Source organism: Streptomyces sp. NBC_00510, assembly GCA_036013505.1.
GTDB lineage: Bacteria > Actinomycetota > Actinomycetes > Streptomycetales > Streptomycetaceae > Actinacidiphila.
Map to the genome: position 1 here is coordinate 253,317 of CP107851.1, position 25,046 is coordinate 278,362.

The 25,046-nt window shown below is 69.1% G+C and carries 25 protein-coding genes and 7 pseudogenes; 9 read left to right on the forward strand and 23 right to left on the reverse strand.

The window, feature by feature from the left end:
• Positions 1-79 precede the first annotated feature (79 nt).
• On the forward strand, positions 80-1,567 hold the full coding sequence (locus OG937_01115; protein ID WUD70417.1) for an MFS transporter: 1,488 nt from the start codon (positions 80-82) through the stop codon (positions 1,565-1,567).
• On the opposite strand, the gene OG937_01120 is transcribed toward OG937_01115, so the two are convergent.
• The 7 genes and pseudogenes from OG937_01120 to OG937_01150 all read right to left on the reverse strand — a co-directional run bounded on the left by OG937_01120 (position 1,527) and on the right by OG937_01150 (position 5,268).
• Entirely contained in the window at positions 1,527-2,111 is a 585-nt protein-coding gene (locus OG937_01120) for a metalloregulator ArsR/SmtB family transcription factor (protein WUD78592.1), read from the reverse strand. The genes OG937_01115 and OG937_01120 overlap by 41 nt on opposite strands.
• 117 nt (positions 2,112-2,228) lie before the next feature.
• Positions 2,229-2,438, reverse strand: coding sequence for a hypothetical protein (locus OG937_01125; GenBank protein WUD70418.1), 210 nt, complete (start codon positions 2,436-2,438; stop codon positions 2,229-2,231).
• A 601-nt stretch (positions 2,439-3,039) separates the two neighbouring features.
• Positions 3,040-3,303, reverse strand: a pseudogene (locus tag OG937_01130) (winged helix-turn-helix domain-containing protein).
• Between the two features lie 207 nt (positions 3,304-3,510).
• A complete protein-coding gene (locus tag OG937_01135; protein ID WUD70419.1) occupies positions 3,511-3,651 on the reverse strand; it encodes a helix-turn-helix domain-containing protein in 141 nt (46 codons plus the stop codon).
• 95 nt (positions 3,652-3,746) lie between these two features.
• Complete coding sequence (locus tag OG937_01140) at positions 3,747-3,899, reverse strand: hypothetical protein (GenBank protein ID WUD70420.1); 153 nt, start codon at positions 3,897-3,899, stop codon at positions 3,747-3,749.
• A gap of 77 nt (positions 3,900-3,976) precedes the next feature.
• A complete protein-coding gene (locus OG937_01145; protein WUD70421.1) occupies positions 3,977-4,780 on the reverse strand; it encodes a hemolysin III family protein in 804 nt (267 codons plus the stop codon).
• A 155-nt stretch (positions 4,781-4,935) separates the two neighbouring features.
• Positions 4,936-5,268 carry a helix-turn-helix domain-containing protein gene (locus OG937_01150; GenBank protein ID WUD70422.1) on the reverse strand — a complete coding sequence of 111 codons (333 nt, stop codon included), beginning with the start codon at positions 5,266-5,268 and terminating at the stop codon, positions 4,936-4,938.
• Between the two features lie 1,903 nt (positions 5,269-7,171).
• On the opposite strand from OG937_01150, the gene OG937_01155 reads away from it, so the two are divergent.
• The 3 genes and pseudogenes from OG937_01155 (at position 7,172) to OG937_01165 (ending at position 9,478) form a co-directional block, all read left to right on the forward strand.
• Complete coding sequence (locus OG937_01155) at positions 7,172-7,540, forward strand: DoxX family protein (GenBank protein ID WUD70423.1); 369 nt, start codon at positions 7,172-7,174, stop codon at positions 7,538-7,540.
• A 260-nt stretch (positions 7,541-7,800) separates the two neighbouring features.
• Positions 7,801-8,795: pseudogene (locus OG937_01160) on the forward strand (Helicase associated domain protein).
• A gap of 134 nt (positions 8,796-8,929) precedes the next feature.
• Positions 8,930-9,478, forward strand: a pseudogene (locus OG937_01165) (transposase).
• Here OG937_01165 and OG937_01170 read toward each other — a convergent pair.
• Together OG937_01170 and OG937_01175 are read right to left on the reverse strand one after the other, a co-directional pair.
• Positions 9,397-9,693: pseudogene (locus OG937_01170) on the reverse strand (hypothetical protein). The pseudogenes OG937_01165 and OG937_01170 sit on opposite strands and share 82 nt — an antisense overlap.
• A 183-nt stretch (positions 9,694-9,876) precedes the next feature.
• On the reverse strand, positions 9,877-10,701 hold the full coding sequence (locus OG937_01175) for a hypothetical protein (GenBank protein ID WUD70424.1): 825 nt from the start codon (positions 10,699-10,701) through the stop codon (positions 9,877-9,879).
• A gap of 727 nt (positions 10,702-11,428) precedes the next feature.
• On the opposite strand from OG937_01175, the gene OG937_01180 reads away from it, so the two are divergent.
• The gene (locus OG937_01180) at positions 11,429-11,677 is read left to right on the forward strand and encodes a hypothetical protein (protein ID WUD70425.1); all 249 of its coding nucleotides are present in this window, start codon (positions 11,429-11,431) and stop codon (positions 11,675-11,677) included.
• A gap of 229 nt (positions 11,678-11,906) precedes the next feature.
• A complete protein-coding gene (locus tag OG937_01185; protein ID WUD70426.1) occupies positions 11,907-12,095 on the forward strand; it encodes a hypothetical protein in 189 nt (62 codons plus the stop codon).
• Between the two features lie 84 nt (positions 12,096-12,179).
• On the opposite strand, the gene OG937_01190 is transcribed toward OG937_01185, so the two are convergent.
• Positions 12,180-12,728 (reverse strand): transposase, encoded by a 549-nt coding sequence (locus tag OG937_01190; GenBank protein ID WUD70427.1) that lies wholly within the window; start codon positions 12,726-12,728, stop codon positions 12,180-12,182.
• A 196-nt stretch (positions 12,729-12,924) separates the two neighbouring features.
• On the opposite strand from OG937_01190, the gene OG937_01195 reads away from it, so the two are divergent.
• Positions 12,925-13,482 carry a GNAT family N-acetyltransferase gene (locus OG937_01195; protein ID WUD70428.1) on the forward strand — a complete coding sequence of 186 codons (558 nt, stop codon included), beginning with the start codon at positions 12,925-12,927 and terminating at the stop codon, positions 13,480-13,482.
• A 110-nt stretch (positions 13,483-13,592) separates the two neighbouring features.
• On the opposite strand, the gene OG937_01200 is transcribed toward OG937_01195, so the two are convergent.
• The 11 genes and pseudogenes from OG937_01200 to OG937_01250 form a co-directional block, all read right to left on the reverse strand.
• Entirely contained in the window at positions 13,593-14,801 is a 1,209-nt protein-coding gene (locus tag OG937_01200; GenBank protein ID WUD78593.1) for a cytochrome P450, read from the reverse strand.
• 51 nt (positions 14,802-14,852) lie between these two features.
• A pseudogene (locus OG937_01205) lies at positions 14,853-16,220 on the reverse strand (NAD(P)/FAD-dependent oxidoreductase).
• Positions 16,217-16,444, reverse strand: coding sequence for a ferredoxin (locus OG937_01210; protein ID WUD70429.1), 228 nt, complete (start codon positions 16,442-16,444; stop codon positions 16,217-16,219). The pseudogene OG937_01205 and the gene OG937_01210 overlap by 4 nt, the downstream one beginning before the upstream one ends.
• A gap of 52 nt (positions 16,445-16,496) precedes the next feature.
• A complete protein-coding gene (locus OG937_01215; GenBank protein ID WUD70430.1) occupies positions 16,497-17,873 on the reverse strand; it encodes a cytochrome P450 in 1,377 nt (458 codons plus the stop codon).
• Between the two features lie 521 nt (positions 17,874-18,394).
• Positions 18,395-18,445, reverse strand: a pseudogene (locus OG937_01220) (hypothetical protein).
• A gap of 227 nt (positions 18,446-18,672) precedes the next feature.
• A complete protein-coding gene (locus tag OG937_01225) occupies positions 18,673-18,876 on the reverse strand; it encodes a hypothetical protein (protein WUD70431.1) in 204 nt (67 codons plus the stop codon).
• 4 nt (positions 18,877-18,880) lie between these two features.
• Complete coding sequence (locus tag OG937_01230; protein WUD70432.1) at positions 18,881-19,306, reverse strand: hypothetical protein; 426 nt, start codon at positions 19,304-19,306, stop codon at positions 18,881-18,883.
• A 65-nt stretch (positions 19,307-19,371) separates the two neighbouring features.
• Complete coding sequence (locus OG937_01235; protein WUD70433.1) at positions 19,372-19,611, reverse strand: hypothetical protein; 240 nt, start codon at positions 19,609-19,611, stop codon at positions 19,372-19,374.
• 272 nt (positions 19,612-19,883) lie between these two features.
• The gene (locus OG937_01240) at positions 19,884-20,024 is read right to left on the reverse strand and encodes a hypothetical protein (protein ID WUD70434.1); all 141 of its coding nucleotides are present in this window, start codon (positions 20,022-20,024) and stop codon (positions 19,884-19,886) included.
• Between the two features lie 53 nt (positions 20,025-20,077).
• A complete protein-coding gene (locus tag OG937_01245) occupies positions 20,078-20,380 on the reverse strand; it encodes an SMI1/KNR4 family protein (protein ID WUD70435.1) in 303 nt (100 codons plus the stop codon).
• A 210-nt stretch (positions 20,381-20,590) separates the two neighbouring features.
• Positions 20,591-20,983, reverse strand: a complete 393-nt coding sequence (locus tag OG937_01250) for a hypothetical protein (GenBank protein ID WUD70436.1) — start codon at positions 20,981-20,983, stop codon at positions 20,591-20,593.
• Between the two features lie 1,069 nt (positions 20,984-22,052).
• Between OG937_01250 and OG937_01255 the strand changes: the two genes are divergently transcribed.
• Both OG937_01255 and OG937_01260 read left to right on the forward strand, forming a co-directional pair.
• A complete protein-coding gene (locus OG937_01255; GenBank protein ID WUD70437.1) occupies positions 22,053-22,655 on the forward strand; it encodes a sigma-70 family RNA polymerase sigma factor in 603 nt (200 codons plus the stop codon).
• A 25-nt stretch (positions 22,656-22,680) separates the two neighbouring features.
• Positions 22,681-23,487 carry a zf-HC2 domain-containing protein gene (locus tag OG937_01260; GenBank protein WUD70438.1) on the forward strand — a complete coding sequence of 269 codons (807 nt, stop codon included), beginning with the start codon at positions 22,681-22,683 and terminating at the stop codon, positions 23,485-23,487.
• 417 nt (positions 23,488-23,904) lie between these two features.
• On the opposite strand, the pseudogene OG937_01265 reads toward OG937_01260, so the two are convergent.
• Together OG937_01265 and OG937_01270 are read right to left on the reverse strand one after the other, a co-directional pair.
• A pseudogene (locus OG937_01265) lies at positions 23,905-24,489 on the reverse strand (IS5 family transposase).
• A gap of 201 nt (positions 24,490-24,690) precedes the next feature.
• Entirely contained in the window at positions 24,691-24,981 is a 291-nt protein-coding gene (locus OG937_01270; GenBank protein ID WUD70439.1) for a hypothetical protein, read from the reverse strand.
• Positions 24,982-25,046: the final 65 nt, after the last annotated feature.

Here is a 25,046-nt window from a genome sequence, read left to right on the forward strand (position 1 = left end):
GACCGCCATCGAAGTTCCCACGGGCGTGGTTGACGCCGACGAACCAGTCAGGAACACCGCCAGGACAGGGGATTCGCCCATGGCAGACCACTCGACGAATGACGCCACGCCTCGGCCTGCTGCGGGCGGCTCGCAGCGGACCGCGTTTGTCATCTCGCTGATCTGCGCCGCCCAGTTCGTGCTGCAACTGGACTTCAGCATCGTGAACGTGGCGCTGCCGTCGATCCAGCGGGAACTGGGCATGCCCGCAGCGGAGTTGCAGTGGATCGTTACCGGGTACGCGCTCGCGTTCGGCTCGCTGCTACTGGCGGGCGGCCGCCTGGCGGACCTGCTTGGCCGGCGGCAGGTCCTGGCCGTCGGCCTAGCCCTGTTCGGGATCGCGTCGCTGGCCTGCGGGCTCGCCCAGTGGCCGATCATGCTGATCACCGCCCGGATCGTGCAGGGCGCGGCCGGGGCGATGGCCTCCCCGGCCGCACTGTCGCTGCTGACGACGACCAACGCAGAAGGGGGCGCCCGCAACCGGGCGCTGGCGATCTGGCAAGCCACCACCGCGGCGGGCGCGACCGCCGGGATCGTGGCCGGCGGGCTGCTCACCCAGTACTTCGGCTGGCGGGCGGTGTTCCTGATCAACCCGCCGGTCATCGCCATCATGCTCGCGCTGGTACCGCGACTGCCGGCCGCAAAGCGGTCCGGCAGCGGCGGCAGCGCCGATGTCCGCGGGGCACTGCTGGCGACCACCGGCATCGCGGCGCTGATCTTCGGGCTCAGCAGCGGGCAGCAGCACGGCTTCACCGCGCCCGCCACCCTCGTCGCTCTCGCCCTGGCAGTGCTTCTGACCACGGGCTTTGTGTTCGCCGAGAAGCGGTCGGCGGCCCCCATGCTGCCCCTGTCGATCCTGGCGGAGCCGGCCCGGCGGGCCGCGATCGTGGCAATGCTGCTGATCGGCGCCATCCTGGCCGGCTACGTCTACTTCGCCTCGCTCTACCTGCAGAAGGTGCTGGGGTTCAGCCCGGTGGCGACCGGCCTGGCGCTGGTCCCGTCGACCGTCACCGTCGTATTCGTCTCCACCCTCGGCACCCGCCGGCTGCTGGCCCGGTTCAGCATCAGGGGCCTCCTGCTTGCCGGGCTGGCCAGCATGGGCGCCGGGCAGCTGTGGCTTGCCCAGATCACTGCTGGGGCCGGCTACCCCGCAGCGGTGCTGCCCGGCCTGGTGCTGACCGCGGCCGGGGTCGGGCTGGCCCTGCCGGCCGCGTCGATCGCGATCACCAGCGGAGTCCGGGCCGGCGACCAGGGACTGGCCGGGGCCCTGTTCACTACCAGCCAGCAGACCGGTGCTGCGGTCGGCCTCGCGATACTCGCCACCGCCGCTGCGGCCACCTCCGGCCACAGCAGCTCTCCGGTGGACGGCTACCGCCTGTCGTTCCTCATCGCGACCGGTCTCGCAGTCCTCGCCGCAATCATCGTCGCGCTCCAGCTCAACACGGAATCCCACCGCGTCGAACCCGGGCACCAGCAGGCCAGCATCCTCAGGCAAGACCCAACGACGCCGTCGCAACCGCAGCGGTGATCGCCAGGCCCAGGCGGCGCGGGCGTAGGGCAGGACGCGGCATGCGAGCTCGGCGTGCAGGTCCTCGGTGTCCAGGCCGCGTAGCGGGGGCACGTGGTGGCGGTCGATGACGGGGTCGGCGGAGTGGCAGAAGCGGGTCACGGTGCGCTGGGCCGTGGAGGTCAGCGTGGCCGGCCATACGGTTCGGTCGCCGATGCGCATGGGCTTGGTGATGCCCAGAGCTTCGGCGGTGTGCCTGCCCGGCAGGCGGGGGCCGTTCAGGCGGGCCTGGTAGCGGTGACCGATCGCGGCATACGCCAGGGCATGGGCAGTCCGCGTCCACGCGCTGCTTCCAATAGTGCTCAAATGGGTGCAACCACTCGCTCACCATGGCCAGGCGGGCCGGTTGGAGGTGGTAGAAGCGGTGCCGGCCACGTGGCTCCTCGCGCACCAGTCCGGCGGTACGGAGCACCGCCAGGTGCTCGGAAACCGCGGGCCTCCCAAGCTCGAACATCCCGGCCAGCTCACTCGTGGAGCGAGGCCCTTCACGCAGCCTCTCGAGCAGTCTGCGACGAACCCAGAGGGCCGGCGCTTGTGGCGAGCGCCGACCTTCGTCGTAGCCTGAAGTTGTCCGTCCGGCCGGATCAGGCCCGACGGGGCCGATTAGGGCCGGGCGGCCCCATCACCACGCCTCGGGGCCGCCGCCGCGCCATTCCACCGTCTTCGGATCGGTCAGGCTGATGCGGTCGCAGTCGACGCCAGCACAGCGCAGGATGTCGAGGAGGTCGGCCATGCGGTGGGCGCACCCGGCGTAGCAGCCGCGGACAGTCACGTTCCGGCGGCTGTCGATGGGCGGGTGCACGACCACGAGAGGCGGCTCGGCGGCGGGCATACGTCCAGCATGGCAGCGCGCTCGCGTCGGCCGCATGCTGGCCCTGCGTCCCGGTCCCGCGCTTGTCAACGATGCCCTCAGGGCGGGGTCGCGCGACACGTAGCGTTCGCTGCCGCTGGCCGGGCGGTAGCGATCCGCCGTTGCGATAAGGTCGCAGCGCTTGAGCGCCCGTCTACCCCCCAGACGCGGTACTCGCACGCGAGACAGGCCCCTCCGAGGCGACGAGGAGGGGCCTGCTCTATGGCCGCCGCGCCCAGTAGTCCCGGAAGCCTTAGCCTCCAGGGCGTTTGCCCGATCCACGGACGCGCCGGCTACCGCTCGTCGGAGGCGGTTGGACGACCACTCGACTCGCTCCATCAGGCTGCCTCGACTGTTGCCTGGACGCATCCTGAGAGGGGGGCCCCGCCTGGCTTCCCCTTGGCTCTGGCCGGGCGGGGCCGCTCAGACGCCCGCCTGACCGTGCGGGGCCCAAGCTGCGGCCAGGCGGGCCCCACGGACGCGGCTTCGCCCCCGGACCTCCCCTGCTGCCGTGGGCGGGACCGCTCGTCACTCTCGTGAGCTGCCCGGCTGGCGCCCGCGTGCGGCCGGGGCAACGCTGGGCTTAGTGCTTGAGGTCCGTCAATCCCCCACCCGTCGAGGTCCTTGCACGTGGCTCGCCCCTGCCCCGATGCTGTGGCGGGGGCTGCCTCATGCCCGGACATGACGAGACCCCCACCGCGGCAGCGAATGCAGTGGGGGCCTCAGCCGTCGGCCTCCCGTGGTGCTTGCCGTCGGAAGCCCGGCGGCTCACGGCCTGCTCGTCCCGCTCGGCGACCCGTCGTCCGGGGACCTGCGGGCTGAAGCCGAGCCGGTGCATCAGCCTCGTCGCACCCGGGGACGCTGTAGGAGACGTGGAACTTCCGGCCGATCAGCGTGGCCACCCTCGCCGCGGTCCACACCTGGTCCTCCACCCAGCCATGCGCAGCCGGGCCCTGTTCCAGATACGCGACCAGCTTCTCGAGACAGCGTCGGGACAAACGGCATCGAGACCCGCTCGGGCCACGAGAAGCCGAGCCTGCGCACCGCCATCCCGCTACAACTGGTGCCATTGATAAGCCGACTGCGTACTCACCCGCAGATGCCGTGCCACTTCCGACGGCTTGATGCCCTGCTCGAACAGCTCGGCTGCCTGCATCCGCACAGACTCACGGCGCTGACCTCCCACCGCGGTCATGCCGCCCCGATCCGCATATCTCACACACCCCGGGATACAGACACCACACCGGGGCTATCAGGCGCATCACCGAAGTTCACCCCAACGAGCCGATGTCAGTATCTGCGCCACAGCCCGGCCCGTCCGGTCCGCAGGTGCCGTTCGGCTTCGGCCTCGAGCTTGCGTTTGCGGCCGGTGCGCTTGAGCGCGCTCTGGATCTGCGCGCGGGTCAGCCGGGCCACCTCGCTGGGGGCGGGCGCGACCGTCACCGTGCGGTGCTGTTCCTCCCGCCCACCACCAGCCACGTCACACTAGCCGTCAAGGTCCCTTGAGGCCTCGAACGCTGTCATGCGACTGCCAGGACGATAGCCGTGTAGTGCGCGGTGAACGCGGCGATGGTAAAGGCGTGGAACACCTCGTGGAAGCCGAACCAGGCCGGTGAAGGGTCAGGGCGCTTGAGTCCGTACACGACGGCGCCCGCGGTGTAGAGCAGGCCACCGGCGATGACGAGTACGACCACCGCGCTGCCGCCGGTGCGCGCGAAGTCGGGCAGGTAGAAGACGGCCACCCAGCCCAGCACGAGGTAACACGGGGTGTACAGCCACCGGGGAGCCCCGATCCACAGCATGCGGAAGGCGATGCCGGCCAAGGCGCCTGCCCACACCACGGCCAGCAGCACCAGCTGCTGGGCTGCGGGCAGCAGCAGTACCGCCAACGGGGTGTACGTGCCGGCGATGATCAGGAAGATGTTCGCGTGGTCCAGCCGGCGCAGGACCGCCTCCCCACGCGGACCCCAGGTTCCGCGGTGGTAGACCGCGCTGGTACCGAACAGCAGGCAGGCCGACAGCGCGTACACCGAGCAAGCCGCCACCGCCGCAGCCGAACGCGAAACGGCGACCAGGACGATGCCGCCGACCAGAGCGAGGGGGAACACGCCGGCGTGCAGCCAGCCGCGCATCCTCGGCTTCAGCGCAGCCGCCGCGCGCTCCACCCCGCCTTCCAGACCCGCGGCGCTCTGCCCGGCAGTCAGCCGGCCGGTTGCGCCAACAGGAGCATCAACCGCCGGGGTGTGGAGGGCTTCTGGCGTGGTGCCGGGGCGGGGCTGGGGCTCCCGCCCGTGTGCCGGCGGCTGCGTCTCTTCGGCGATCATGCGCTCATATTCTGGAGTCGGCGGAAGAATGCGCGGCCCGGCAGGTCCTGCCGGACTGCGGGGCCAGCGGCCCAGGGCGGCTTCGCCAGGCGCCCTGGGGCGGGCACATCGAAGGCATCAAGGCCTTGATGACCTGGAACGAATCTATTTGCGCGTCAGCGGTCGGACGCCTGCCGGGATGCGGCGCGGCGGTACTCGGCGTTGATGCGCTGCGCCTCTGCGAGCTGGTCTTCGAGGATGACGATGCGGCAGGCGGCCTCGATGGGGGTCCCGTGGTCAACGAGCTCCCGGGCGCGGGCGGCGATGCGCAGCTGGTAGCGGGAGTAGCGGCGATGGCCGCCCTCGGAGCGGAGCGGGGTGATCAGGCGGGCTTCGCCGATGGCGCGGAGGAAGCCCTGGGTGGTGCCGAGTATCTCGGCGGCCCGGCCCATCGTGTAGGCGGGGTAATCGTCGTCGTCAAGCCGGCTGAACGAGTCGTCTGCTGTCATTGCACCTCTCTGCGAAAGCGCGCGGAGGGGCCCTGGTGCCGTGTGGCACCAGGGCCCCGAAGGAACTGCTACACCATCTGCCGGCCCTGGTACTGCGCCGGCCTTCTGTTTCCGCCCACCCGACCGGAATGCTGCCGGGGGTGCGGGGATCGCATTTGCTTGACCGGAGACCACCTCACTATCGATGTCCTGCGGTACCCAGGCTCAAGATGTCCGCCCGGGCGATCCTGATGGCGCTCGGCTCCTCCGTTCTTCCCTCGGTGATCAACTGCTTGCCAAACAGGGGGCACTGCATACTGCTGGTACTGCTGGTACTGCGTACTACTGGTGATGCGAACTGCTCAGTGGCCTGCGACAGCGCCACTCTCCGGCAGCAAGCCCCGTCGCCCGTGGCCCCTGTTCTGGCCTAGAACCAAACTGCCGAACTTCCCGGTGCGCGCGTCCGCAGCCCGACGCCTTCACCGAGGTACTGCCCACTCACTTCACTGCTGGGTACTGCGAACTGCACTTGCAGGTACTGCTCACGGCGACCCCTGATCACTGCGGGCCACCCGGTCCGGTCGTCAGTCCCGTCGCCGCCCTGCAACGACCGTGGCTTCGGAACTCCACCACCGCACCGTCCTGCACACTGCAACTAGCTGTACTGCGGATACTGCTGACCGGCAGTTCGTCTCTGCCAGGCCCTCTGGTCCCTCTGGGCTACGAGAGAAACCATAACCACACCACCGTCCAATGTCTACTTCAGCCAACACAGATTTCTGCGTGTTCGACACTGAGGTAATCGGCTGCGAACGGGGACAACCGCGGGGCCGCCAGCGCCGGGTTGACGGGCCGCGGGCCTGGGCACCAGCACCCGGCAGGGCACGACCGGGCATCGACGATCCTGAGACCCGGGGGGAGAAACGCAATGAGCGTCAAGTCGTAACCGCCCGCTCCACGACATCCGCCGTCCGGCGCACGCGATAGCCCCCCCGAGGCGACGACACATGCGCAGGTCCATTCCGGCAGGCGCGCCGGGAGCTGGGCGCAACTGCTGCTTGTCCACGGAACGGGAGCCTCTCTCCGCTATCTGGCGGTGCGCCGTGCGCACTCGTGTGCGCCCCGATTCCCCGAACTACGTTCTCTGCCGCTCAGGTAGGCGGACACCGTGGGGCCTGCGATAGCCACCCGGCACCAGCTCCTAGTCCAGATCGGCCCGTACCGCCAGGACGGGAGTGGGCGGGGTCGAACGAAACCCATCGGCCCCGGGGCACGGATGCCTCCTCGGCTCGGCGCGCAGGCGACGGGGCCCATCTCCCCGTAGGAACGCTGCACCCACTGCCAGGGTTGCCTCGAGGTGCTGCAGCGACGGACCTCAATTCAGATGGAGCCTCAACCCGTAGCAGCGCGCTCGCTAGCGAGGGGCAGCGACGCCTGAGCAGCAAAGGGCAAGCGCCGACCGCGACGGGGGACTGCGCGGTCGGCACCTGCTGGCACAGCTTAACTCCTTGACGCGTCAATGAGTAACCGCTTCATGGCTCTGCGCCGAGGGGACTCGACCCCGCTTCGCGATGAGCTCGACCGAGCACAAGTTTGCTTGACGCGTCAAGTAATGCTTTCATGGCGTGCGGGAGGGTTCGGCCCTCGGAGTGGGTCGCTCTGCCACGTATTGAAGAGGTTGGGCGCCGCATCACGAGTCGGACCAGTCCTGCCGAACCCGGGCCAGACAGAACCGAACCTTTCCGTGCTCCCCTTGATCGTCGATCGCCTGCGCGTGTTCAAGGAGTCGGTGCCGCCAGGTCTGTCTTACCGACAAGCACAGACTGCTTGTCGACCGACGCAAAGTTCACCGGAGCGCATCACAAGGCATGCCACGCCGTCGTGTGGACCCGTCGTCACGTGCTCTTTTCGACTAGGAATCATTGTGTACATAGCCGCTGTCATCCTCAGTGTTCTGCTTGCTCTCGTCTTCCTCGCCGCCGGCGCTCCCAAGGTGCAGCTCAAGGGCGCCGTCCCAGACGGCCTCATCCAGAAGGGGCTCAGCTCCGGCTTCGTCCGCTTCGTAGGGCTCTCGGAGGTCGCCGCGGCTGTCGGGTTGAGTGTCGGCATCTGGTGGCAGCCGCTGGGTATCGCAGCCGCTGCCGGCGCGGTAGTGGTACTCATCGGCGCGATCAGCTTCCACGCGAAGAAGGGCGAGTACAGCGACAGCGCCACCCGCAATGCAGCGATCACCCCCATCGCGCTGCTGCCCGTGGCCGCGGCCGCGGCTCTCACGCTGGCCGCGTCACTGTAGGAGCTGCCCTCACCCGGCTCCAAGGTGAGTCGCTCCCACTGCGGAATTCAACCGCATCGGCTCGCCGACCTCGCCGTGGGCATCGGCGACAACCTCGCCCACCGTCCGCGCAGGCCGACGCCAGCGGGTGCACAGCCAGCCCCGGTTCTCACCGCTGGCCCCATGGCTTCGGGGACCTGGCCCTACGTCGTTCCCGCCCCTTTAGCCAGCAAGGGGGACTGGGTGCGCGGCGGAATCGGGGGCCCTTCGCCAATGCCACCGCCGAGGGGGCGGTGATGGAGCGGTGCGTGCTGGCCTCGGTGCGGGTGGTGGGTGAGGGCGTGGACACCAAGAACTGTGATGCGGTGGTCTTCGCGGACGTCCTGGGGTCCACGGTCGACATCGTCCAGGCCGTCGGCCGGGCCCTGCGTATGCAGCCCGGCGAAGGCAAGACGGCCTCCCTGGTCGTCCCGGTCTTCCTCAGCCCCGGCGAGTAGCCCGACGACATGCTCTCTTCCCGCTCCTACGAGGGCCTGACCAAGGCCCTGAGCGCACTGCGCGCACATGACACCGAGGCCGTCGAGCAGCTGGCCACCCCGCAGGCGGCATCCCGGCGGCGGTCCGCCCCATCTGGGGCTGCCGGTGGAGGGCATGGCGCGGTGGGAGGCGTCAGTGCGCCGGCGAGTGGGCTGCTGTCGTTCTCCGCGCCGCGGGACCTTGCGCAGCTGGCGGCGTTCATCAGCCTGCGGGTGTTGCAGCCGGAGTCCGAGTTCTGGCGGCGCGGCCTGCAGGCAGCCCTCGCCCACCACGGCGACCACGGCGACCACGGCGACCACGGCGACCTGCGCGTCCCTTACGGACACCGCACTCCCGACGGCTTCCCCCTCGGTGTGTGGATCACCCGCCAGCGCCAAGCCCACACCCGCAGCCTTCTCGACGCCGAACGGGTTCAGCAGTCGACGAGCTCGGCATGATCTGGAGCCACGGGGAGCTCGCCTTCACCGAGGGCCTGGCCGCTGCACGCGGCTGGGCCGCCGAACACGGCCATCTCCTCGCCCCCACCGACGCCACCTGGCAGGGCTACGCCATCGGCCAATGGCTGAAGAACCAGCGCGCAGCAGCCCGCCGCAGCAGTGCAGCTGGTAGCCGGAAGGCCGCAGGGCTGGACCGCGACCGGCGGCAGGCACTCGAAGACATCGACCCCGCCTGGTGCCCCACCTGGCCTGTGGTGTGGCAACGCTGCTTCCACCTCGCCCGCACCTACCACACCGCCGGCGGCACACTCACTGACCGGGACGCCCAGCTCGTCATCCGGGACGCTGCACGATCGGGTGACATCTTGACCTGACCCACCTCTCAGGTTCCAGTTTTGGTGGCTAACTGACAGCCCTTCACGGAAGGCTGGCAGCCATGCCTCGTCCCTATCCTCCGGAGTTCGCGCGCCATCGCGCTCATCCGCGCCGGCAAGCAGGCCAAACAGACGGCGGTGGAGCTCGGCATCCATCCCGTCACGTTGTCGAAGTGGTTGCGGCAAGACGACATCGACAACGGGCGGCGACCGGGAACGCCGTCGAGCGAGTCTGCTGAGTTGCGGGCCGCTCGCCGGCGGATCCATGAGCTGGAAACCGAGCTGGCGATCGTCCGGCAGACGGCGAAGTTCCTCGGCGAGGACAAGCCGGCCCCAAAAAGCTCTACCCGGTGATCGACCGACTCGTCGATGCCGGGGCACCGGTCAACAGGTGCTGCCGGATCCTTGACGTCGCCCGGCAGAACTATTACAAACACAAGCGCACACCGACCACACCGCGGCAGCTGCGACGGGAGTGGCTGACCGGGCTGATCCGGGAAGTCCACGTCGCCTCACGCGGCACCTACGCTTACCGCCGCGTCCACCCCGAACTCACCCTGGGCATGGGCATCCAGGTGTGCTCGAGGACCGTGTCGGTCAGGTTGCACAGGCGGGCAATGCCGAGCATGGCGTGGTGGACGCCGTAGCCTTTCAGGTGGCAGTCGCGGAGGATCTTCCAACCCTTCATTCGGGCGAAGGTGTACTCAACGCGCGCGCGAACTCGCCTGTGGTAGCGGTTGTGTTCCTCTTTTCAAGCCGGGAGTTCCTTGCCCTTGGTGCGGCGGTGTGGGATGACGAGTCCGGTGCCCTGATAGCCGCCGCGCGCTGGATCGGCTGTCTCGGCCGTACGTGGCTTTCGCCCACGCGTGAAGCAGCTGGGGGCGGGCGGACGGCCGCGCAAGACGCCTCCGTCGACGGCCTGAGCACAGGCACAGCGGCCCGGGCCCCGCGTGGGGGTTCCGGGTCGCTGCACTGTGCCGTGGCGCGCGTCAGGCGATGCGCAGGCTCGCTACCACCAGATGACGGCGTATCCGTTGACGCCGTCGAGGGCCGGTTGCACCAGGCTCGGGGCACCGTTACCGCCCGTGCCCGCACCCGGCGGGGCCGGCTCGACGATGCCGTCCACCGCAGGTCGCCCACCCTGGCCCGGCAGTACCGCGGAAATGTTGGGAGGCGTGCCCTCCGCGCCCTGCCGGGTCGTACCGCCGGCCGAACAGGAACCCTTCCCGCCGGGGCTGGGAACCGGAGGTGTCGCGCCGAAGTGCCCGCCGGCGCCGCCGAAGGCGGTCGCGAGAGTACCGCCGGGGCCGGACACTGTGGTGTCCGTTCCGTTCGCACCGTCCGTGCTCTGGACCGTGGCACCGAGCCCGCCTTGGCCGACGACTACGGTGTAGGCCGTCCCGGGCGTCACCGGTATGGCGCACCAGGCGAAGCCACCGGCACCGCCGCCTCCGCCGATGGCGATGGGGATACCGCCCGCGCCGCCGCCCCCGCCGCCGCCCCACAACTGGACGAAGACCTGGGTGACCCCGTCGGGCGGGGTGAACGTCCTGTCGCTGGTGAAGTCCCTCAGGTCGTGCGGGGCGGCCGGAGTCCCCGGCGGCCCGGGAGGTCCAGGCGGCCCCGGAGGACCGGGACGACCGGGCCGGCCCGAGTGACCGTGGTCCCCGGGGCGGCTGGGGCAGTACCCGGGGAAGTGGGGGAAGAGGTTGCACGGGTCGGCGAGACTGTTCTGAACGCCCGGCTTCGCGGCGTCGGCCTGGCCGCCGTCCGCGCTCTCCGCGTTCGCGGCACCTGTCAGGGCACTGGACGCCAGGGCCACGCTCGCGGCCATCGTCCACATCCGCATGCAGCCTCGGCGCCCTCGTACGGACGCCTGAGGCATGGCTATTCGGGACAACACGTCACCTCCGGGAAAGGGCTCGCGACAGACGGCAGACGCCGCTTCCAAGAGAGGGAAGCTGTCGTGGACAGCGGCGAGCCCACACCAAGAATCACCCTGAGTGGTCTCATGCGCACGTCTGGTAGCCGACTGGGTGATCCCGGCGTCCGGGGCATTGCGGCCACACGGCAGCCCGCCCGGCACCGCGGGTCCCGGTCCGGCACGGCCAGAGAAAGGCCGCCCGTTCGCAGGGCCTGCAACGGGAGACGCAACCGCAGGTCCCGCCGCGGAAGTTCGCCGGGCCGACGGGAGAACCGCGCACGCCACGCCGTGAAGAGCATGGGCGCTGCGTGCACCGTTCCCACGCGGGGCAGCGCCCCGGTCACCACACATGCCGGGGTTGTTCCGGCAGTGGACTACCGCGACGACGCCCCTCCACCGGCAGGCGGGCGAGGAACGGCATCGGCCCGGCGCAGGCGCACCACGGCGTCGTTGCCGCCATCGGTAAACAGCTCAGCCTCTATTCGTTCCATCGGAGCCCCCGTCTCATTCAGCGCCGTTCACGAGGGTTCAGGGTGGGATCGGAGCCAAGCGTCGTACACAGCCCTCTGTGACATCAACAGACTTGGAAAGCGTGCGCAGGGACCCCGTGTGGTTCATCTTGAGTGGGGAGACCGTGATGGCCGGCATGGCACCTGAGTCGAACCCCGGCCCGCCCGCGTCGACGCACCTGACCACAGTCACCGATGCCGTAGGTCAAGGTTTCACGTGGGACGACAGCGCGCGCATCGAGGTGCGCGGCCTCGGGAGCGAGATCATTATCGAGACAAGCGCTGGCAGGCTCAGAACCTTGGAACGTCACTTGCTCACGCTCGCTGAGGACGGCACCCCGACGGAGCGCATCTGCATCTGCTCATTCTCGCCCTGACCGACGCGAAGGGGCGGCTGCTGTGGATCTCCTCGGCCCGCCGCGGCGCCTGCAGCGAGATCACGGCCGCCCGCTACGACAAGCTGTGCGCGTGGCTGCGGGCACTTGAGTTGAGTATCGTGGCCGACCTGGGATTCGTCGGTCTGGACGACGGCAACGGGGAGCAGCCGGCAGTCGTCACCGGGCAAGGCGAGCGGCGGCCAAGCGGCTCTCCTCGCCGAATAAGGTCGTGAACCGGCTGATCAGCAGCCTGCGGGCCACGGTCGAGCACGGCTTCGCGAGCCTGAAGACCTTCCGGATCCTGACCAAGGTGCGCATGCATCCGCGTCACGCGACCACGCTGGTGCGGGCCCTGCTTTTACTGACGCACCACCAGGTAGCGCGGGGACGGACGATTTCCACGCGACGATCACCCTGATGAACGGCGCGAGCACCCCAACGACTCATCACACCAGACCCGGTGACCTGCACGAATCACGATGAAACGTGACTGATTTGGTGGTCAGGCCGGGGTGGGGATCCAGACGCCTCGGCTGTCGAAGAGCCGGGTGATGGCGTCGAGCAGGTTGCGGCCCTGTTTGGCGGCGGTGGACAGGTAGTCGCGCACGGCGAAGAAGCGCTCGGCCGCTTGTGTCGTACGCCAGCCGCCGGAGATCCTCTGCTGGATCTTGGCGATCCGGATGGCTTGCTCGGATGTGTTGTTGTCGAAGGGCACTTGCCAGTCGAACGCGAACGTGAGCACCTGGTCGCGTTCGGTGTCGAGGCGGTCGAGCAGGTTCGCGGTCTTCGAGCTTCTGCGGCGCGGCTGGCCGGGTGCGCGGGGCGGGCGCAGGGTCCGTCCGGCCGCGGTGATCTCCTCGTAGCGGGCCGTGATGCGTTCCAGGGTGTCGACGGTGAAGCCGGTGGCCCCGGGGTGTGCGGCCTGGATCTTCTTGATCTCGTCCCAGGTGTCCACCAGCAGCGTGGCGAGGTCGTCAGCCCAGTCCTCGGGGTGGTCGGCGCGCATCGTCCACGATGTGCGGTGACCCCGCACCGCGCGTTCGAATCCCACGCCCTCCGCATGAGGTGGCCCCTGACCAGCGACTACGATCAAGGGCCGCCCGGCTTGTCAGCCTCGGGCGCTCCGTGACCGACCACTCTTGTCCGGTGTTGACCGCCTCAACTGGCACGCATCTGGCACGGGGCCGGCAGCGCCGCCTCGGCGTGCCTGTTGGCCTTGTGCGCAGTGCGGCGTGATCGTATAGGGCATGGCATCGTCCTGGACCGGTAAGCGGGTGCGCCTGCGCACTATTGAGCCCGATGACTGGACGGCGTTCGCGCGCTTCGCGGACGATGACGGGCGGCGAGTGGGCCGGTTGGAACTGCCGCGGTCCGCCGAGAGCTATCGTGCCTGGGCGAAGGAGCAGGCCGTTGCCGAGTGCGATGACGACCGTTTCCGGTTGGTGGTCGAGACGACGGCCACGGGGGAGTTGGTCGGCGCGGTCGGCTCACATCGCACCGGTCGTTGTTCGGGCTGGTTCGAGTGTGAAGTCATGATCGGCGCCGGCCACCGGCGCAAGGGCTACGCGGCGGAAGCCGTGGTGCTGTTGCTGCGCTTCATGTTTGCCGAGCGGCGCTATCACAAGTGCCTGGCGGCGGTTTTGGCCGACAACGAGGCGTCGTTGGCGCTTTTTCGTCGGCTCGGCTTCACCGAGGAGGGGCGCTTGCGGGAACACGTTTTCTTCGCCGGCGGGCATCACGACCTCGTCATGATGGGCGTGCTCGCCGACGAGTTCGATCGGCGACACACGATGAGCGGGCCGTGAGCAGATCGTCCGGGCGTGCGCGGAACGGTACTCGGACTTGATCGACGTTCGTCTGTTGAGCCAGCCGGTTCGTCCGCGGCGCGACCTTGCAACTGCCCTCGGCTGCCGCGTCAGCCGTCACCCTGCTGAATGTCCAGATGGATCGGGCCCCGAAGAACGGGGCTGGGCCGGTACGGCGGTGGGTCGGCGACCAACCTGGGGCGGTCGAGCCGGCAAGCCAGCTCGGTCAGCGCGATCTGGGTTTCCCGCCGGGCCAGCGGGCCGCCGAAACACAGGTGGATGCCGCTGCCGAACCCCAGGTGCTGATTGTCACGCCGATCCGGGTCGAAGCGGTCCGGATCGTGGAAGCGCTTCGGATCGCGACTGCCTGAGGCCAGCAGGAGCATGATCTGCGAGCCCTGGGGGATGGTGGTGTCGGCGACGGTGATGTCGCTGTACGCCGCCCGCCAGGGAATGATGTGCACGGGGGGCTCGTAGCGCAGCAGTTCCTCGACCAGCGGCACGACGAGGTCCGGTTCGTCGCGCAGTCGCTGCAGCACCTGCGGGTGGCGCAGCAGCGTCAGCATGCCGTTGGTGATGAGGTTGACGACGGTCTCATGGCCGGCAATGAAGAGCAGTCTGGCGGTGGCGACGATGTCGGCGTCGGCCATCCGACCATCGGGCCCGTCGTCGTTGGCCAGCCGTGACAGCATGCCGTCTCCCGGCCGGCCGTGGCGCTGTTCCACCAGCTCGCCGAGGCACTGGCGCAAGTCCTTGCGGGCCTGTACGCCCTTGTCCAGTTTCTCCTTCGGGTCGGTCTCGGGGTTGTAGTCGATCGAGTTCATGATGTCGTTCACCCAGAGGTGGAACCTCGGCTCGTCCTCGCGTGGCACGCCAAGCAAGTGACAGATAACGGTTACGGGCAGCGGGAAGGCGAAATCGTCGACGACGTCGATCTGCTCCTTGCCCGCCAAACCGTCGATCAGGCTGCCGACGGTGGCGGTCAGGAAGCCTTCAAGTCCGGTCACCAGCCCAGGGGTGTGCGGGGGGCCGAAGTGACGCATCGCCATGCGCCGCAGGCGATCGTGCTCGGGCGAGTCCATGTGGATGAACGAGGACGTGACCCGTTCCGGGGCTGAGGGCATCGGCGGACGCGTCAGATTGCGTGCGTCGGAACTCAGATGCGGGTCGTTCAGTATGTTCGTGATCTCGCGATAGGTGCTGATGACGTAGCTGCCGTCCTCCTGCCGAGCCACCGGCGTCTTGCGCAACTCGGCATACAGCGGGTAGGGGTCGGCCCGGGCGGAGTAGTCGAAGATCCGTTGCAGCGTGCCGGGCATGTGGGTCGTGGTCGTCCGGCCTTTCTCCTGCCCATGATGATGCACGGCCGTGACGCGGCACTCACCCGGGTCATGGCCTGTGACGACCGCCGTGGCTTCCTGCGCGAGCAGGGCGGGGCCGGGGAAGTCGGCGGGCACCGGTTTCATGTCGGTCGGCTGGTCCGGCGTGGGGCAGGGGGGCGGGAAAGGTGCGGCTGTCTCAATCAACCGTCGGTAGTGGTTCAGCCACTTACCGTTGTTGAAGCTGGCGGCGGCTGTGACGCGGCCCCGATAGCCATATGCGGTGACGAAACGGTGGTCGTCGAGCGATCCCTGGGTGACAAGCATCTCGTCGGCGAAGGTCGGCACGCCGACGGACTTGATGTTGACGCCGAACTGGATCGACCAGAACAGCGGGATGGACAGGTGGGGCCGGCGGTCCGCCTGGGCACTGACCATGTTGTGCGCCGCGACCTCTGCCTGCTCCACGGCGTTGGCCCAGTGCTCCATTGAGATGAGTCGGTTTTCGTAGATGGGGTTCGGGCAACGTGCCACGTCTCCCGCGGCGAAGACGTCGTCGATGACGCGGCCATGGATGTCGAGGGCGCGGCAGCCCGTGTCACAGGTGATTCCCCACACGCCCGCCGCCAGTCCCGACCCCCGCAGCCACTCGGTGTTGCGAACGCTCCCAAGTGCCACCACCGCCACATCGGCGTCGACCGTACTGCCGTCGTCGAAGTGAGCACGGCAAAACCGTCCCTGCGCGTCGCCCTCCAGCCGGGCGACCTTGACACCGCACCGCAGGTCGACACCGTGAGCGCGCTGCATGTCGGCCGCCACCTCGCCGATCATGGCGCCGAGCGCCCCGACCAGCGGGGCCGGCGCGAGTTCGGCGACCGTCACCGGGATGTCCCGCTCGCGGCAGACGGAGGCGATCTCGGAGCCGGTGAATCCCGCACCGATGACCAGCACCCGGGAGGGCCGGGCGGCAAGGGCCCGCTGCAGGCTCTCGGCATGCTCGCGTGTACGTACCACGAACACTCCGTCCAGGGCCGCCTCGGACTCGACGAACCACGGTCGGGCCCGTACCCCGGTGGAGATCAGTACCCGGTCGAAGGGAACCTCGCGTCCGTCGGCGAGACGCACGTGGTTCGTCGCGAGGTCCAGACGGCTGGCGGGCACCCCCAGCAGCCACTCCGCATCGATGCCACGACGGCGGGGCAAAGTGGTGCCCCCGGCCGGCACCCACCCGGTCAGTACTTGCTTGGACAGGGGAGGCCGGTCGTAGGGCTCACCCAACTCGTCACCGATCATGGTCAACGATCCGGCGAAACCCTCGTCTCGCAGAGCCTCCGCGGCCCGCAGCCCCGCCAGCGAAGCCCCGACAACCACGATGCGGCCATCGCGCTTGAACGCACGCAGGTTGTCGATACCGGTCATGACGGCGGCGCCTCCGCCGGTGCGTGCCGCGCCTCCAGTCGGTCGACCAGGATCGCCTGGACCGGGCAGGCCGCCGCGGCGCGGAGCACCTGGTCGCGCTGGGCGTCGTCGGGGTTCGGGTCGTACATGAGCGCTTCCTGACCGTGCATCCGGAACGCCTCCGGAGCCAGGAACGCGCACTGCGCGTACCCCACACATCGGGAAAGATCAACGACGACTTTCACCCCGACCTCCACAGGGAGTGGGAGCTGCAGACCCTCACGTTGAGGCGGTGTGTCACCGAAGGCAGGACGGCGCTCGGCCGCGCACGGAGGCACGCAGGTGCAGGCCGGGGGTTGCGAGACCTTCGAAGGTGGTGACTCGGTAGCCGGGTTCCGGGCCGGGTGGCTCGCTCAGGTGGTAGCGGTGGGCGGTGTGGGCGGTCAGGACCGTGAGCATGGCCATGGCCAGGGCAGCTCCCTCGCAGCTGTGGGGCCCGGTGCCGAAGGCGAGGAAGACCCCGGGTTTCGCCGGAGAGCACGAATCATCGAGCCAGCGTTCGGGTCGGAACCGGTCCGGCTCTGGGTGTTCCCGTGCGTCGCGGTGGGCGGTGTAGGGGCAGACGAGAACGGTGGACCCGGCGTCGATGGTGTAGTCGCCGAGCTGGGTCCGCTGCGGGGCGCGCCGGGTCAGCAGCCAGCTCGGGGGGTGTAGCCGGAGCACTTCGCTTACCAGCGCCCGAGTGTATTGCAGGCGCTCGAGGTGGGTGCTGGTCGTCGCGGCCGCGTCTGCGGGCAGCATGGCGGCTTCGGCCGCGATTCGGTCCGCGGCCTCGGGGTGGCGGGCCAGGTGAAGCAGGATCCATCCGGCTGCCCGGGAAGGTGTCTCGAAGGTAGCGACGGTGATTCCGGGCAGAGTGTCGAGGATGGCCCCTTCCGACAGTGCGCCGTAGCGGCAGGAGGGGCGGAGCATCTGTCCGAGCACGTCGTCACCGAGCCGACCCGATGAACGGCGCCGCCGGACGATGGGCCGCAAGGCGTCGGTGAAGGCGACCTGTTGCTGGGTGCGGAACCGCCGAGCCGGTGTGGGGACCCAGCCCGGCCATACCCAGCGCGTGGGGCGAACGAGCACCTCCCGGGCCACGAAGAGCTGCCAGGCGAAGGGCAGCAGGGTGGGAGCGTCTTCGGAGAAGAGATAACGCACGCCGACCTCCGCCAAGACCGGCCGGACCAGGGGCAGAATCTCCACGTCCCGACCCGTGGGCCACTGGTCGGCAAACCGAGCGGTCCCGGACGCGATCTCACCGATCCGGGCCACAACCGCCTGCGGACGCAGCCCGCGCATACGGGCGGCGCGCGCGTGCGCACGCTCCTCGGACGTCGGCGCGCCGCCGCCGGCCCGCTTCAACGGCGGGAAGAGGGGCGAGGGCGGCTTGGGGAAGTCCTGCGCACGGTGCAGGACTTCTTCACACGGCCCGGCCGTGGCGGCTACGTAGACACCCGGCTCCAGCTGCCAGACGTCCCCGCACTCGTCAGCGCCACGGCGCGCCAATGCCAGCCGGTCACGGCTCCAAGCCGCGAAGTTGCCCTCGGGCAACCGCGGCGGCTCATTCACTCGGCCCATGAGATCGCCCTTGACGCTCGTACCTTTCCAGGTCGATATCGTCGGCAGCATGGCCGGGCGCCTGTGGCGCCCGGCAGCGCGGTCACGCCTTGTCGGCGGACGTACCCCAGTCGTGGGCCCCGTACGCACCGTAGTTGCGAGTGAACGACAACTTGGCGAGCAGCTTGGCGATCATAATTCACTCCTCTCGCCTGCCGTGGGTATGATATGCCCCACTTTACACACATGCTCCAGAGCGTCGACGTGGATATCAGGCGCGTGCTTGCGTGCCGGACCCGCAGCCGGCCAACCTCACCCCGGTGTCGGCGGTCGGTGCCGCCCCGGCCGCGAGGTACGCCGGCGCCGGTCACCTCAAGAACCGGGGGCACCAGCGCCCCGAAGGAACGGAACGGCATTCGCGCGAACCGGTCACCTCGCACCTTGGGAGGCGGCGGGTTGGTGACCACTGCCAATAGAGGCCGACGACGGCACCGAACCGGCGCCGTCCGCCTACAGACCGGGCGCGCACAGTACCCGTCCAGGTACCAGAACGCCGCCGAGTACCAGGCCAGGGCGATCATCATGACGAGCGCGCCACCGGCGAGCGGGAGCGCCCAGCCCGGCCAGCGGCGGTGGCGCACCACGACGACCTTGGCGGCAAAGGCCCCATAGAGAAAACAGCCGGCGAGCGAGTGCAGCGCCACCGGTCCCCGTCAGGCTGACGCCGTCGGAGATGATGCATTCTTGGGCGATCGGGATGGAGAGCAGGAAAGCGACCAGACCGATCAGGCGGTGCACGGTGGGCACCGGTGCGGTGCGGCCCGCAGGCCGGGCAGCCGGCCGTACATCCACAGCACGAGGAGCAGCCGGATCAGCGCCAGGCCGGCAGAGCGCTGCCCAGCTCGGCCTTGAGCAGGAAGACGCCGTGGCCGTGCACTCCCAAAAAGGCTGCGCCGGCACTCCGGGTGGTGTGCACCCGCCCGTACCAGATGAGGACGGCGGTCACAACCAGGCGCAGCAGCCACAGCAGCCCCAGGAACTGCCGGGATTCGGTGCGCGAGGCGAGGCGTGGCATGTGATCAGCCGCCCCCGCCGTCGGCCTTGCCACCCCGAGGAGCGCCGGCCCGAGCGGACGCAGTGCGCGGCGGGCCGGTGATCAGAAAGCCCACGAGCGAGGTCACAGCGCCGACGGCCTCGGCGATCGCGCTGCCGGTCCTCTTCGGCCCCCAATACGGCTCGTACATGTTCGGCAGCGGACCGAGAGCGCCCACGTTCACATACCCATAGAGCAGCACAGCGCCCAGCGCGGAGACGGACACCAGGAACGCGAACATCCACACCAGCCGCCGGCGACCGAACAGCAGGACCAACAGCGCGGCCAGCGACGCCACGGCGGCTTCGAGGCGAAACAGCGTTCCCTGGCTGATCTGACGCCCGACCACATCGTAGGGGCCGGCGAGGTCGGCGTGCACGTAGGCGTCCACGGCCAGTGCGGCCGCAGTCACCACTTGGAGCATCACTCGGATGACCGTGTGGCTGCGCGGACGGTCGCCGGGTCCGGGAGCCATCACTACTGCTCGACCGCGCTTGCCGCGGCCCTGCCGGGCACCGGGGACGCCGGGCCGTTCCCGCCGACCTGGAGGTGGGTGTCCATAGCGAGTTCCTTGTGCTCGTCGATGGGACTCGACCCCCGGTCAGGGCCGGGGCTGAAACTGCTGGAGCACGCAGTGGCAGCGGTCAGCACGGCGAGTGGCAGGAACCGCAGTCCGGCGCGGGCGCCACGCGGGAATTCGACAACGTGCACGACCATGTTTCGCGGCCTCCCTTCCGAGACGAGACTGGCCCAAGTTCCCGATCACGCCAACGCCGACACTCGCCCCGCACGGGCCATCACCCGCTCGGGCGAGGATATGCCCGGTGCACGCCCCAGATCCTTCGACAGCAGCTCAACCCATGGCTGTACTGCGATCTGGAGTCTCTGACCCTGGCGCTGTTCAGCAAGATCCGCGAAGCCCTCCTCTCCGCTCGCCAACCGATCAGGCAGGCTCGAAGAACGGCTCGGGCATGGTCTGTGCCACGGGCTCAGGCGCTTGCCTGTGCCGCGGAGGGGGGCCAGAACCCGGGTTCGGTGAGGATCCGGTACAGGAACTCCGTGGCGGTCATCTCGTAACGGTTCCACTCCCAGGTGTCCACCTGCATGGTGAGGACCGGCCATGCGTCCACCGCGCCGTCCGTGACCTAGAACCAGTCGCCCGAACGCGAGGATCCCCATGGGATCAGGCCCCCGCCCTGCCGGGCTCATGGATCCTGTACGGCGCGAACGGGCCGTCCGAACTGTCGTCGCTCTCCAGCAGATAGCGCCATTCCCCAACCAGATCCTGCACGCGGGACTCGTCGGCGCACAGCACCGTCATCTCCCGCGAGAACTCGCCGGCGCCGAAGGCCTGACACAACAGCTTGTAATCGCTCGGCAGCTCGGTCCCCAGCGCCGCTTCGATCTCCGCCCAGGGCTGCGCGACGTCCCGCACGTCCCAACCCGTGCGACGGAGAAGAGAAGCCACCCACACGACGAACCTCACCTGCCCAGCAACGACCATTGTTCATCGTCAGAACCCCGCGCGACACGAAACGAGATCATCACACACCAAGATCCACTTCAATACACGTCCAGGGGGTTCGCCTTCGCTGCCATTCGCAGGTGTTGTTGACCGGACGCAGCACGTTTGTGCCCTATGCGGGCTCTGGCTCGAGAGGTTCGCCAGAGCCCCCACAGCGGCCGCATAAGCGGGTCAGTAGGCGACCCGGCCCGAGCTGGGCCGGTCAAACTGCAGGTAGAACGAGGTGTTGTCCAGGACGTCGGTTGCCGCCAGTCCCCAGGTGCCGGCAGCTATCCAGCGCTTGCTGTTGCAGTAGTAGTTGCCGTTGCTGGGGTTGAAGCAAGTTTGCACGTAGACGCCGTTGTTGGGCTTGACGTTGATGTCGTTGCAGCTGGACGTGGTGACGGCCCAGGAGGTGGTGCCCTCAGGCCAGTAGTTGTAGGTGGGGTCGCTGTTGTAGCCCTTGGCGGTGCCAAGGCAGGACGTTGCGGCGGCACTGGCCGACGTGCTGACCGCTGCGGTGAGTCCGGCAGCTGCCAGCGTGGCGGCCGCGAAGACACTGAGGGCACGGGATCGGATACGCATGGCCTCTCTTTCTCGATGTGCACCTGCCAACGAACCAGGAGGCTAGAGGTTCGAACGATTTTCCGAACAGTGCAAGATTGGCCAACACCGAGGCGGACCCTCATCGGCGCGTCGAGGTCGGGCGCGAGAGCAACTCACCGCAAACCGAGACTCGCCGGCAGCCCGCACGAAGGCCCGCGCCGACGATCCGCAGACGTGCCCCGGGACAGGCTCGGCCAGCCAAGACGGCACAGTGGGGCACGACCGGCATGCAGTCGGCGGTCACGAGATGGCGAGCTGAGCTGGTCGCCGGCACAAGCGAAAGGGCTCCTGCCACCGCCGGGGGCGGTGGCAGGAGCCCTTTCGGCTCTACCTGATGCAACGACGACCTCCCCACTGACCAGGCCCGCCTCTGCGCGATCGAGCGGTACCTGATGCTGCAACTGGGCCAAACACGGGTCCAGTACCGGCACGCGGGAGCACACCCGGAACTCCGCGCCCACAAGGCGCCGCTCGCTGCTTGGTGGTGGCGGGACCCAGGCCTGAAAAGGATGGCCCCTTGATCCCTCGCACAACAGAATCCCGTCGGGGGCTGGCAGGCAGCCCCGGCGGAGTCCGGACTTGGTGTCCTGGCTTTCCATCACGGCCTGTCCGGTGGCGCACAGGGTCCGAACATCGCAGAGGGGGTGTGTCGCATTAGGCCGACGGCGTTGCCGAGCGCGGCGGACGTGGCGTGCGTCGGTAGCCGGACGCCGGCGTGTCGGTTGCGGCGGCGTAGCCGCTGTGCGTGATGACAAGGGGGCCCGGTAGGACGCGGGCGGCAGATCCGCCGTGCTCGTCAAGCGCGTCGTGGAGCCGTAGCACGAGGTCGTATCGCATGCGCATGGGCCGCACGGTGCGGGAGGCCCCGAGGGGCGGCGGAATCTTCTCGGTCATCTCGGCTCACTCCTTGTGGGACGGGAGAGGGGATCCCGGGGATCGGTGCTTATCGGTGCTTGTCGGGTTTCACGGGTGCCGGGGCCGCACGGTTCAGCACGTAAGCACCTTTTGTAGAATTTTGAAGATTTGCACGATATGGGATCATTGTCTTATGCCGTGGAGTCTTCCGAAGCGCGATCCGACGCGTCAGCCGGATCGCCCCGGAAATCGCGTCTCCGAGCGGGGGACCATTTCCTACGCGGACGAGGAACTGCTCCGCACGCTGTACGCCGAGCATGCCGGGCCGCTGTTCCACTTCGTCCTGCGATTGACCTCGGGAGACTGGCAATGGGCCGAGGATGTGGTGCAGGAGACACTGCTGCGGGCCTGGCAGCATCCCGCGGCGTTCGACCCCGAACGCGGTCCGGCCCGGGCGTGGCTGTGTACGGTTGCGCGGCATCTGGTCGTCGACGCCCACCGGGCCCGCCGTGCCAGGCCGACCGAGGTCGATGGCGAGGCGCTGGAACAGGTCGTGGAGCAAACGGCCGGGGAAGACGAGATCGAGCAGGCGCTGCAAAGCTGGGCGGTGGCCGACGCCATCCGGACCCTGTCCCCCGAGCACCGGGCCGTGCTGCTGGAGACGTACTACAGGGGCCGGACGATGGTCGAGGCGGCGAAGGTGCTCGACCTTCCGGTGGGCACCGTGAAGTCGCGGACGTACTACGCCTTGAAGGCGCTGCGGCTGGCGCTGCAGGAACGGGGTATCGAGCCGTGACGGCGGCATGGAGGAGGTGCGGACCATGAATGGCGGCCATGACGCCGTCCGGTTCTCCCTGGGCGGGTACGTGCTGGAAACGCTGTCCCCGGCGGAGACGGAGCAGGTGCGCGCGCACCTCGCGGAATGTGACGAGTGCCGCGCCGAGCATGCCGAGCTGGCGGGATTGCCCGCGCTGCTCGCGACGGTCAGCGTGGCCGAGGCCGAGGCCGAGGCCGAGGCCGTAGCCGAGGCCGCGCCCGCGGCAAGCGAGGAACTGGCCGATCGGCTCGTACAGCGGGCCGCCGCAAGCGCACAGCCGCAGCCTGCAACCGCTGCCGTACCGGCCACCCCGGGGCGAACCGAACGAGGCCGGCTCGACCGGTTGCTCCAGCAGGCCGCGTCCCGACGTCGTACCGTCTGGCGAAGGCAGCTGGTCGGGGTCGCCACGGCCACCACGCTCATCGCGGCGGCAGCATCGGGCGGCACGTGGCTGGCCACCATCGCCTCCACCGGCAGCCAGGTGGCGCAGCCTGCACCGACGTCACCGGCCCCGGTCCGCACTTTTTCCGGAACCGATCCCACCACAGGCGTGTCCGCCTCGGTGAAGGTCTCGCCCGCCGCCTGGGGCAGTGCCCTGCAGGTCTCCGCCAAGGGAGAACCCCCCGGGATCACGTGCAGCCTGCAAGCGGTCGGGGTCACGGGCACCACAGCGACCGCCGCCACCTGGCAGGCCGTCACGTACCCGGGCGGCGCCAGGATTTCCGGGTCGGTACCCATGTCCCCGGGAGAGATCAGTCACTTCGCCATCTACGCCGACAACGGCCAGAAGCTTCTCACCATCTCCGCGTGAGACCTCGCCCCACCTCGTACCTCGTGGCCGGCGGTGATTGGTCCGCCATCAGCTCTCGTATCCCACCAAGGCCAGGCACGCAGGGGGATGTGTGCGGCGTCGACGCGGTTGGCGGTTCCGGGCCTTGCACGTACCCGGAAGGCCCGGCCTTTGGCGGTGCCTTCCGGTCCTGTGCGACGCGACGGCTGTGTCCACGCTGGGGAGCCGACCGGGTGACAAGGCGCAGCACGTCGGACCGGTGTGTGGCCGAAGATGCGAAACGTGCCATATCGGGCAGGCTCGTCCGGGAAGCGGGCTCACGGGTCACGACGTCGATGACGTGACCGGTGAGGACGGGGGCGAAGGACGGCGTGGTCTTCGGCCACGGCACGCAGAGGCCTGGCCGGCTGCCCCCAGGGTCTGTCTGACAAATGATCATTGGGCGGGCTCGCGGAGCCAGAGGATGAGTGCGGCGAGACAGAGGCCGGCGCGATAGGGGTTGGCAAGCTTGTCGAAGCGGGTGGCTACCGCGCGGAACTGCTTCAAGCGATTCAAGCAGCGTTCGACGACGTTGCGGCGCTTGTAAGTCTCGGTGTCGAACGCGGACGGGCGTCCGCCGCCTGAGCCGCGTCGGAGCCGATTGACCACCTGGTCAGCACGCTCGGGGATCGTCACTGCAACACGGTGCCGTCGGCACCACGCACGGATCGCGCGGGACGAATACGCCTTGTCGGGGATCACCCGGTCGGGGACGGGTGCGGGACCGTCCGCGCCCGACCCGAAGGATCCGGATGACCTCCAGCACCTGCTCGAAGACGGTGGAGTCGTTGACGTTCCCTGGGGTGAGCACAAGCGACAGTGGCAGGCCGCGACCATCCACCGCGAGATGGACTTTGGTGGTCAGCCCACCTCGGGACCGGCCGAGGGCCTGCCGCGCCGTCGAGCGTTCCAGATCCGCCAGTTTGCGGGATTCGTCCCCTCGGGCTTCCCCTTTTTGCGGGCGCCAGCGGCGTGCTGGTGGGCCGCCACCTGGCCCTGGCGCCACGACGTGGCGTCACGACCTGGCGGCCGCCTTCACCCGGCTGCGGACCCTGACCCGGCCCGCCACCCAAGCCGGCACGGATTGTTGCTGCCCACCCCCACGCATCGAGGCCCCTTGGAGAACCCGGCCTCTGCGCGCCGGGTCCTGGGCATGCCCCGCGACCGCGCACGGCCGGCAGGACATCACCGACGCCGTCGTCCCGGCTCGGCCGGAGCCGACCCAAAAGCGGTGGCCAGGTCGTGCTCGGTGATCTCGTCGGCGGGGCGGTGGAGTGTCCAGCGGTGGACCCCGCCGTCCATGGGCAGCACCTCGACGACGGTTTCCCACAGCGGGCAGCCGAGTTCACCACAGCCGAATTGGCGGATCATGACGGCGGTGTCGTCGTCCAGGCCGAGCAGGATGCGCACAGCGTCCCTCAGTTCACGCAGGTGCGGACTCGGCCAGGCGATTCCTGGGCGTGGTTCCAGGTGCATGGGAGATACCCCTTTGGTACCGGGAAGAGTGGCAGGTGGCGTGGACGGCGGGCTCCGCCGTGGTG

Coding starts and splice junctions, on each gene's coding strand:
- OG937_01180 (WUD70425.1), top strand. CDS start 11,429: ATGGCCGGCATGGCACCTGAGTCGAACCCCGGCCCGCCCGCGTCGACG.
- OG937_01250 (WUD70436.1), bottom strand. CDS start 20,983: ATGCGTATCCGATCCCGTGCCCTCAGTGTCTTCGCGGCCGCCACGCTG.
- OG937_01270 (WUD70439.1), bottom strand. CDS start 24,981: ATGCACCTGGAACCACGCCCAGGAATCGCCTGGCCGAGTCCGCACCTG.
- OG937_01175 (WUD70424.1), bottom strand. CDS start 10,701: ATGGCCGCGAGCGTGGCCCTGGCGTCCAGTGCCCTGACAGGTGCCGCG.
- OG937_01135 (WUD70419.1), bottom strand. CDS start 3,651: ATGACCGCGGTGGGAGGTCAGCGCCGTGAGTCTGTGCGGATGCAGGCA.
- OG937_01150 (WUD70422.1), bottom strand. CDS start 5,268: ATGACAGCAGACGACTCGTTCAGCCGGCTTGACGACGACGATTACCCC.
- OG937_01115 (WUD70417.1), top strand. CDS start 80: ATGGCAGACCACTCGACGAATGACGCCACGCCTCGGCCTGCTGCGGGC.
- OG937_01145 (WUD70421.1), bottom strand. CDS start 4,780: ATGATCGCCGAAGAGACGCAGCCGCCGGCACACGGGCGGGAGCCCCAG.
- OG937_01195 (WUD70428.1), top strand. CDS start 12,925: ATGGCATCGTCCTGGACCGGTAAGCGGGTGCGCCTGCGCACTATTGAG.
- OG937_01215 (WUD70430.1), bottom strand. CDS start 17,873: ATGCTGCCGACGATATCGACCTGGAAAGGTACGAGCGTCAAGGGCGAT.
- OG937_01260 (WUD70438.1), top strand. CDS start 22,681: ATGAATGGCGGCCATGACGCCGTCCGGTTCTCCCTGGGCGGGTACGTG.
- OG937_01125 (WUD70418.1), bottom strand. CDS start 2,438: ATGCCCGCCGCCGAGCCGCCTCTCGTGGTCGTGCACCCGCCCATCGAC.
- OG937_01200 (WUD78593.1), bottom strand. CDS start 14,801: ATGCCCGGCACGCTGCAACGGATCTTCGACTACTCCGCCCGGGCCGAC.
- OG937_01225 (WUD70431.1), bottom strand. CDS start 18,876: ATGCCACGCCTCGCCTCGCGCACCGAATCCCGGCAGTTCCTGGGGCTG.
- OG937_01235 (WUD70433.1), bottom strand. CDS start 19,611: ATGGTCGTGCACGTTGTCGAATTCCCGCGTGGCGCCCGCGCCGGACTG.
- OG937_01255 (WUD70437.1), top strand. CDS start 22,053: ATGCCGTGGAGTCTTCCGAAGCGCGATCCGACGCGTCAGCCGGATCGC.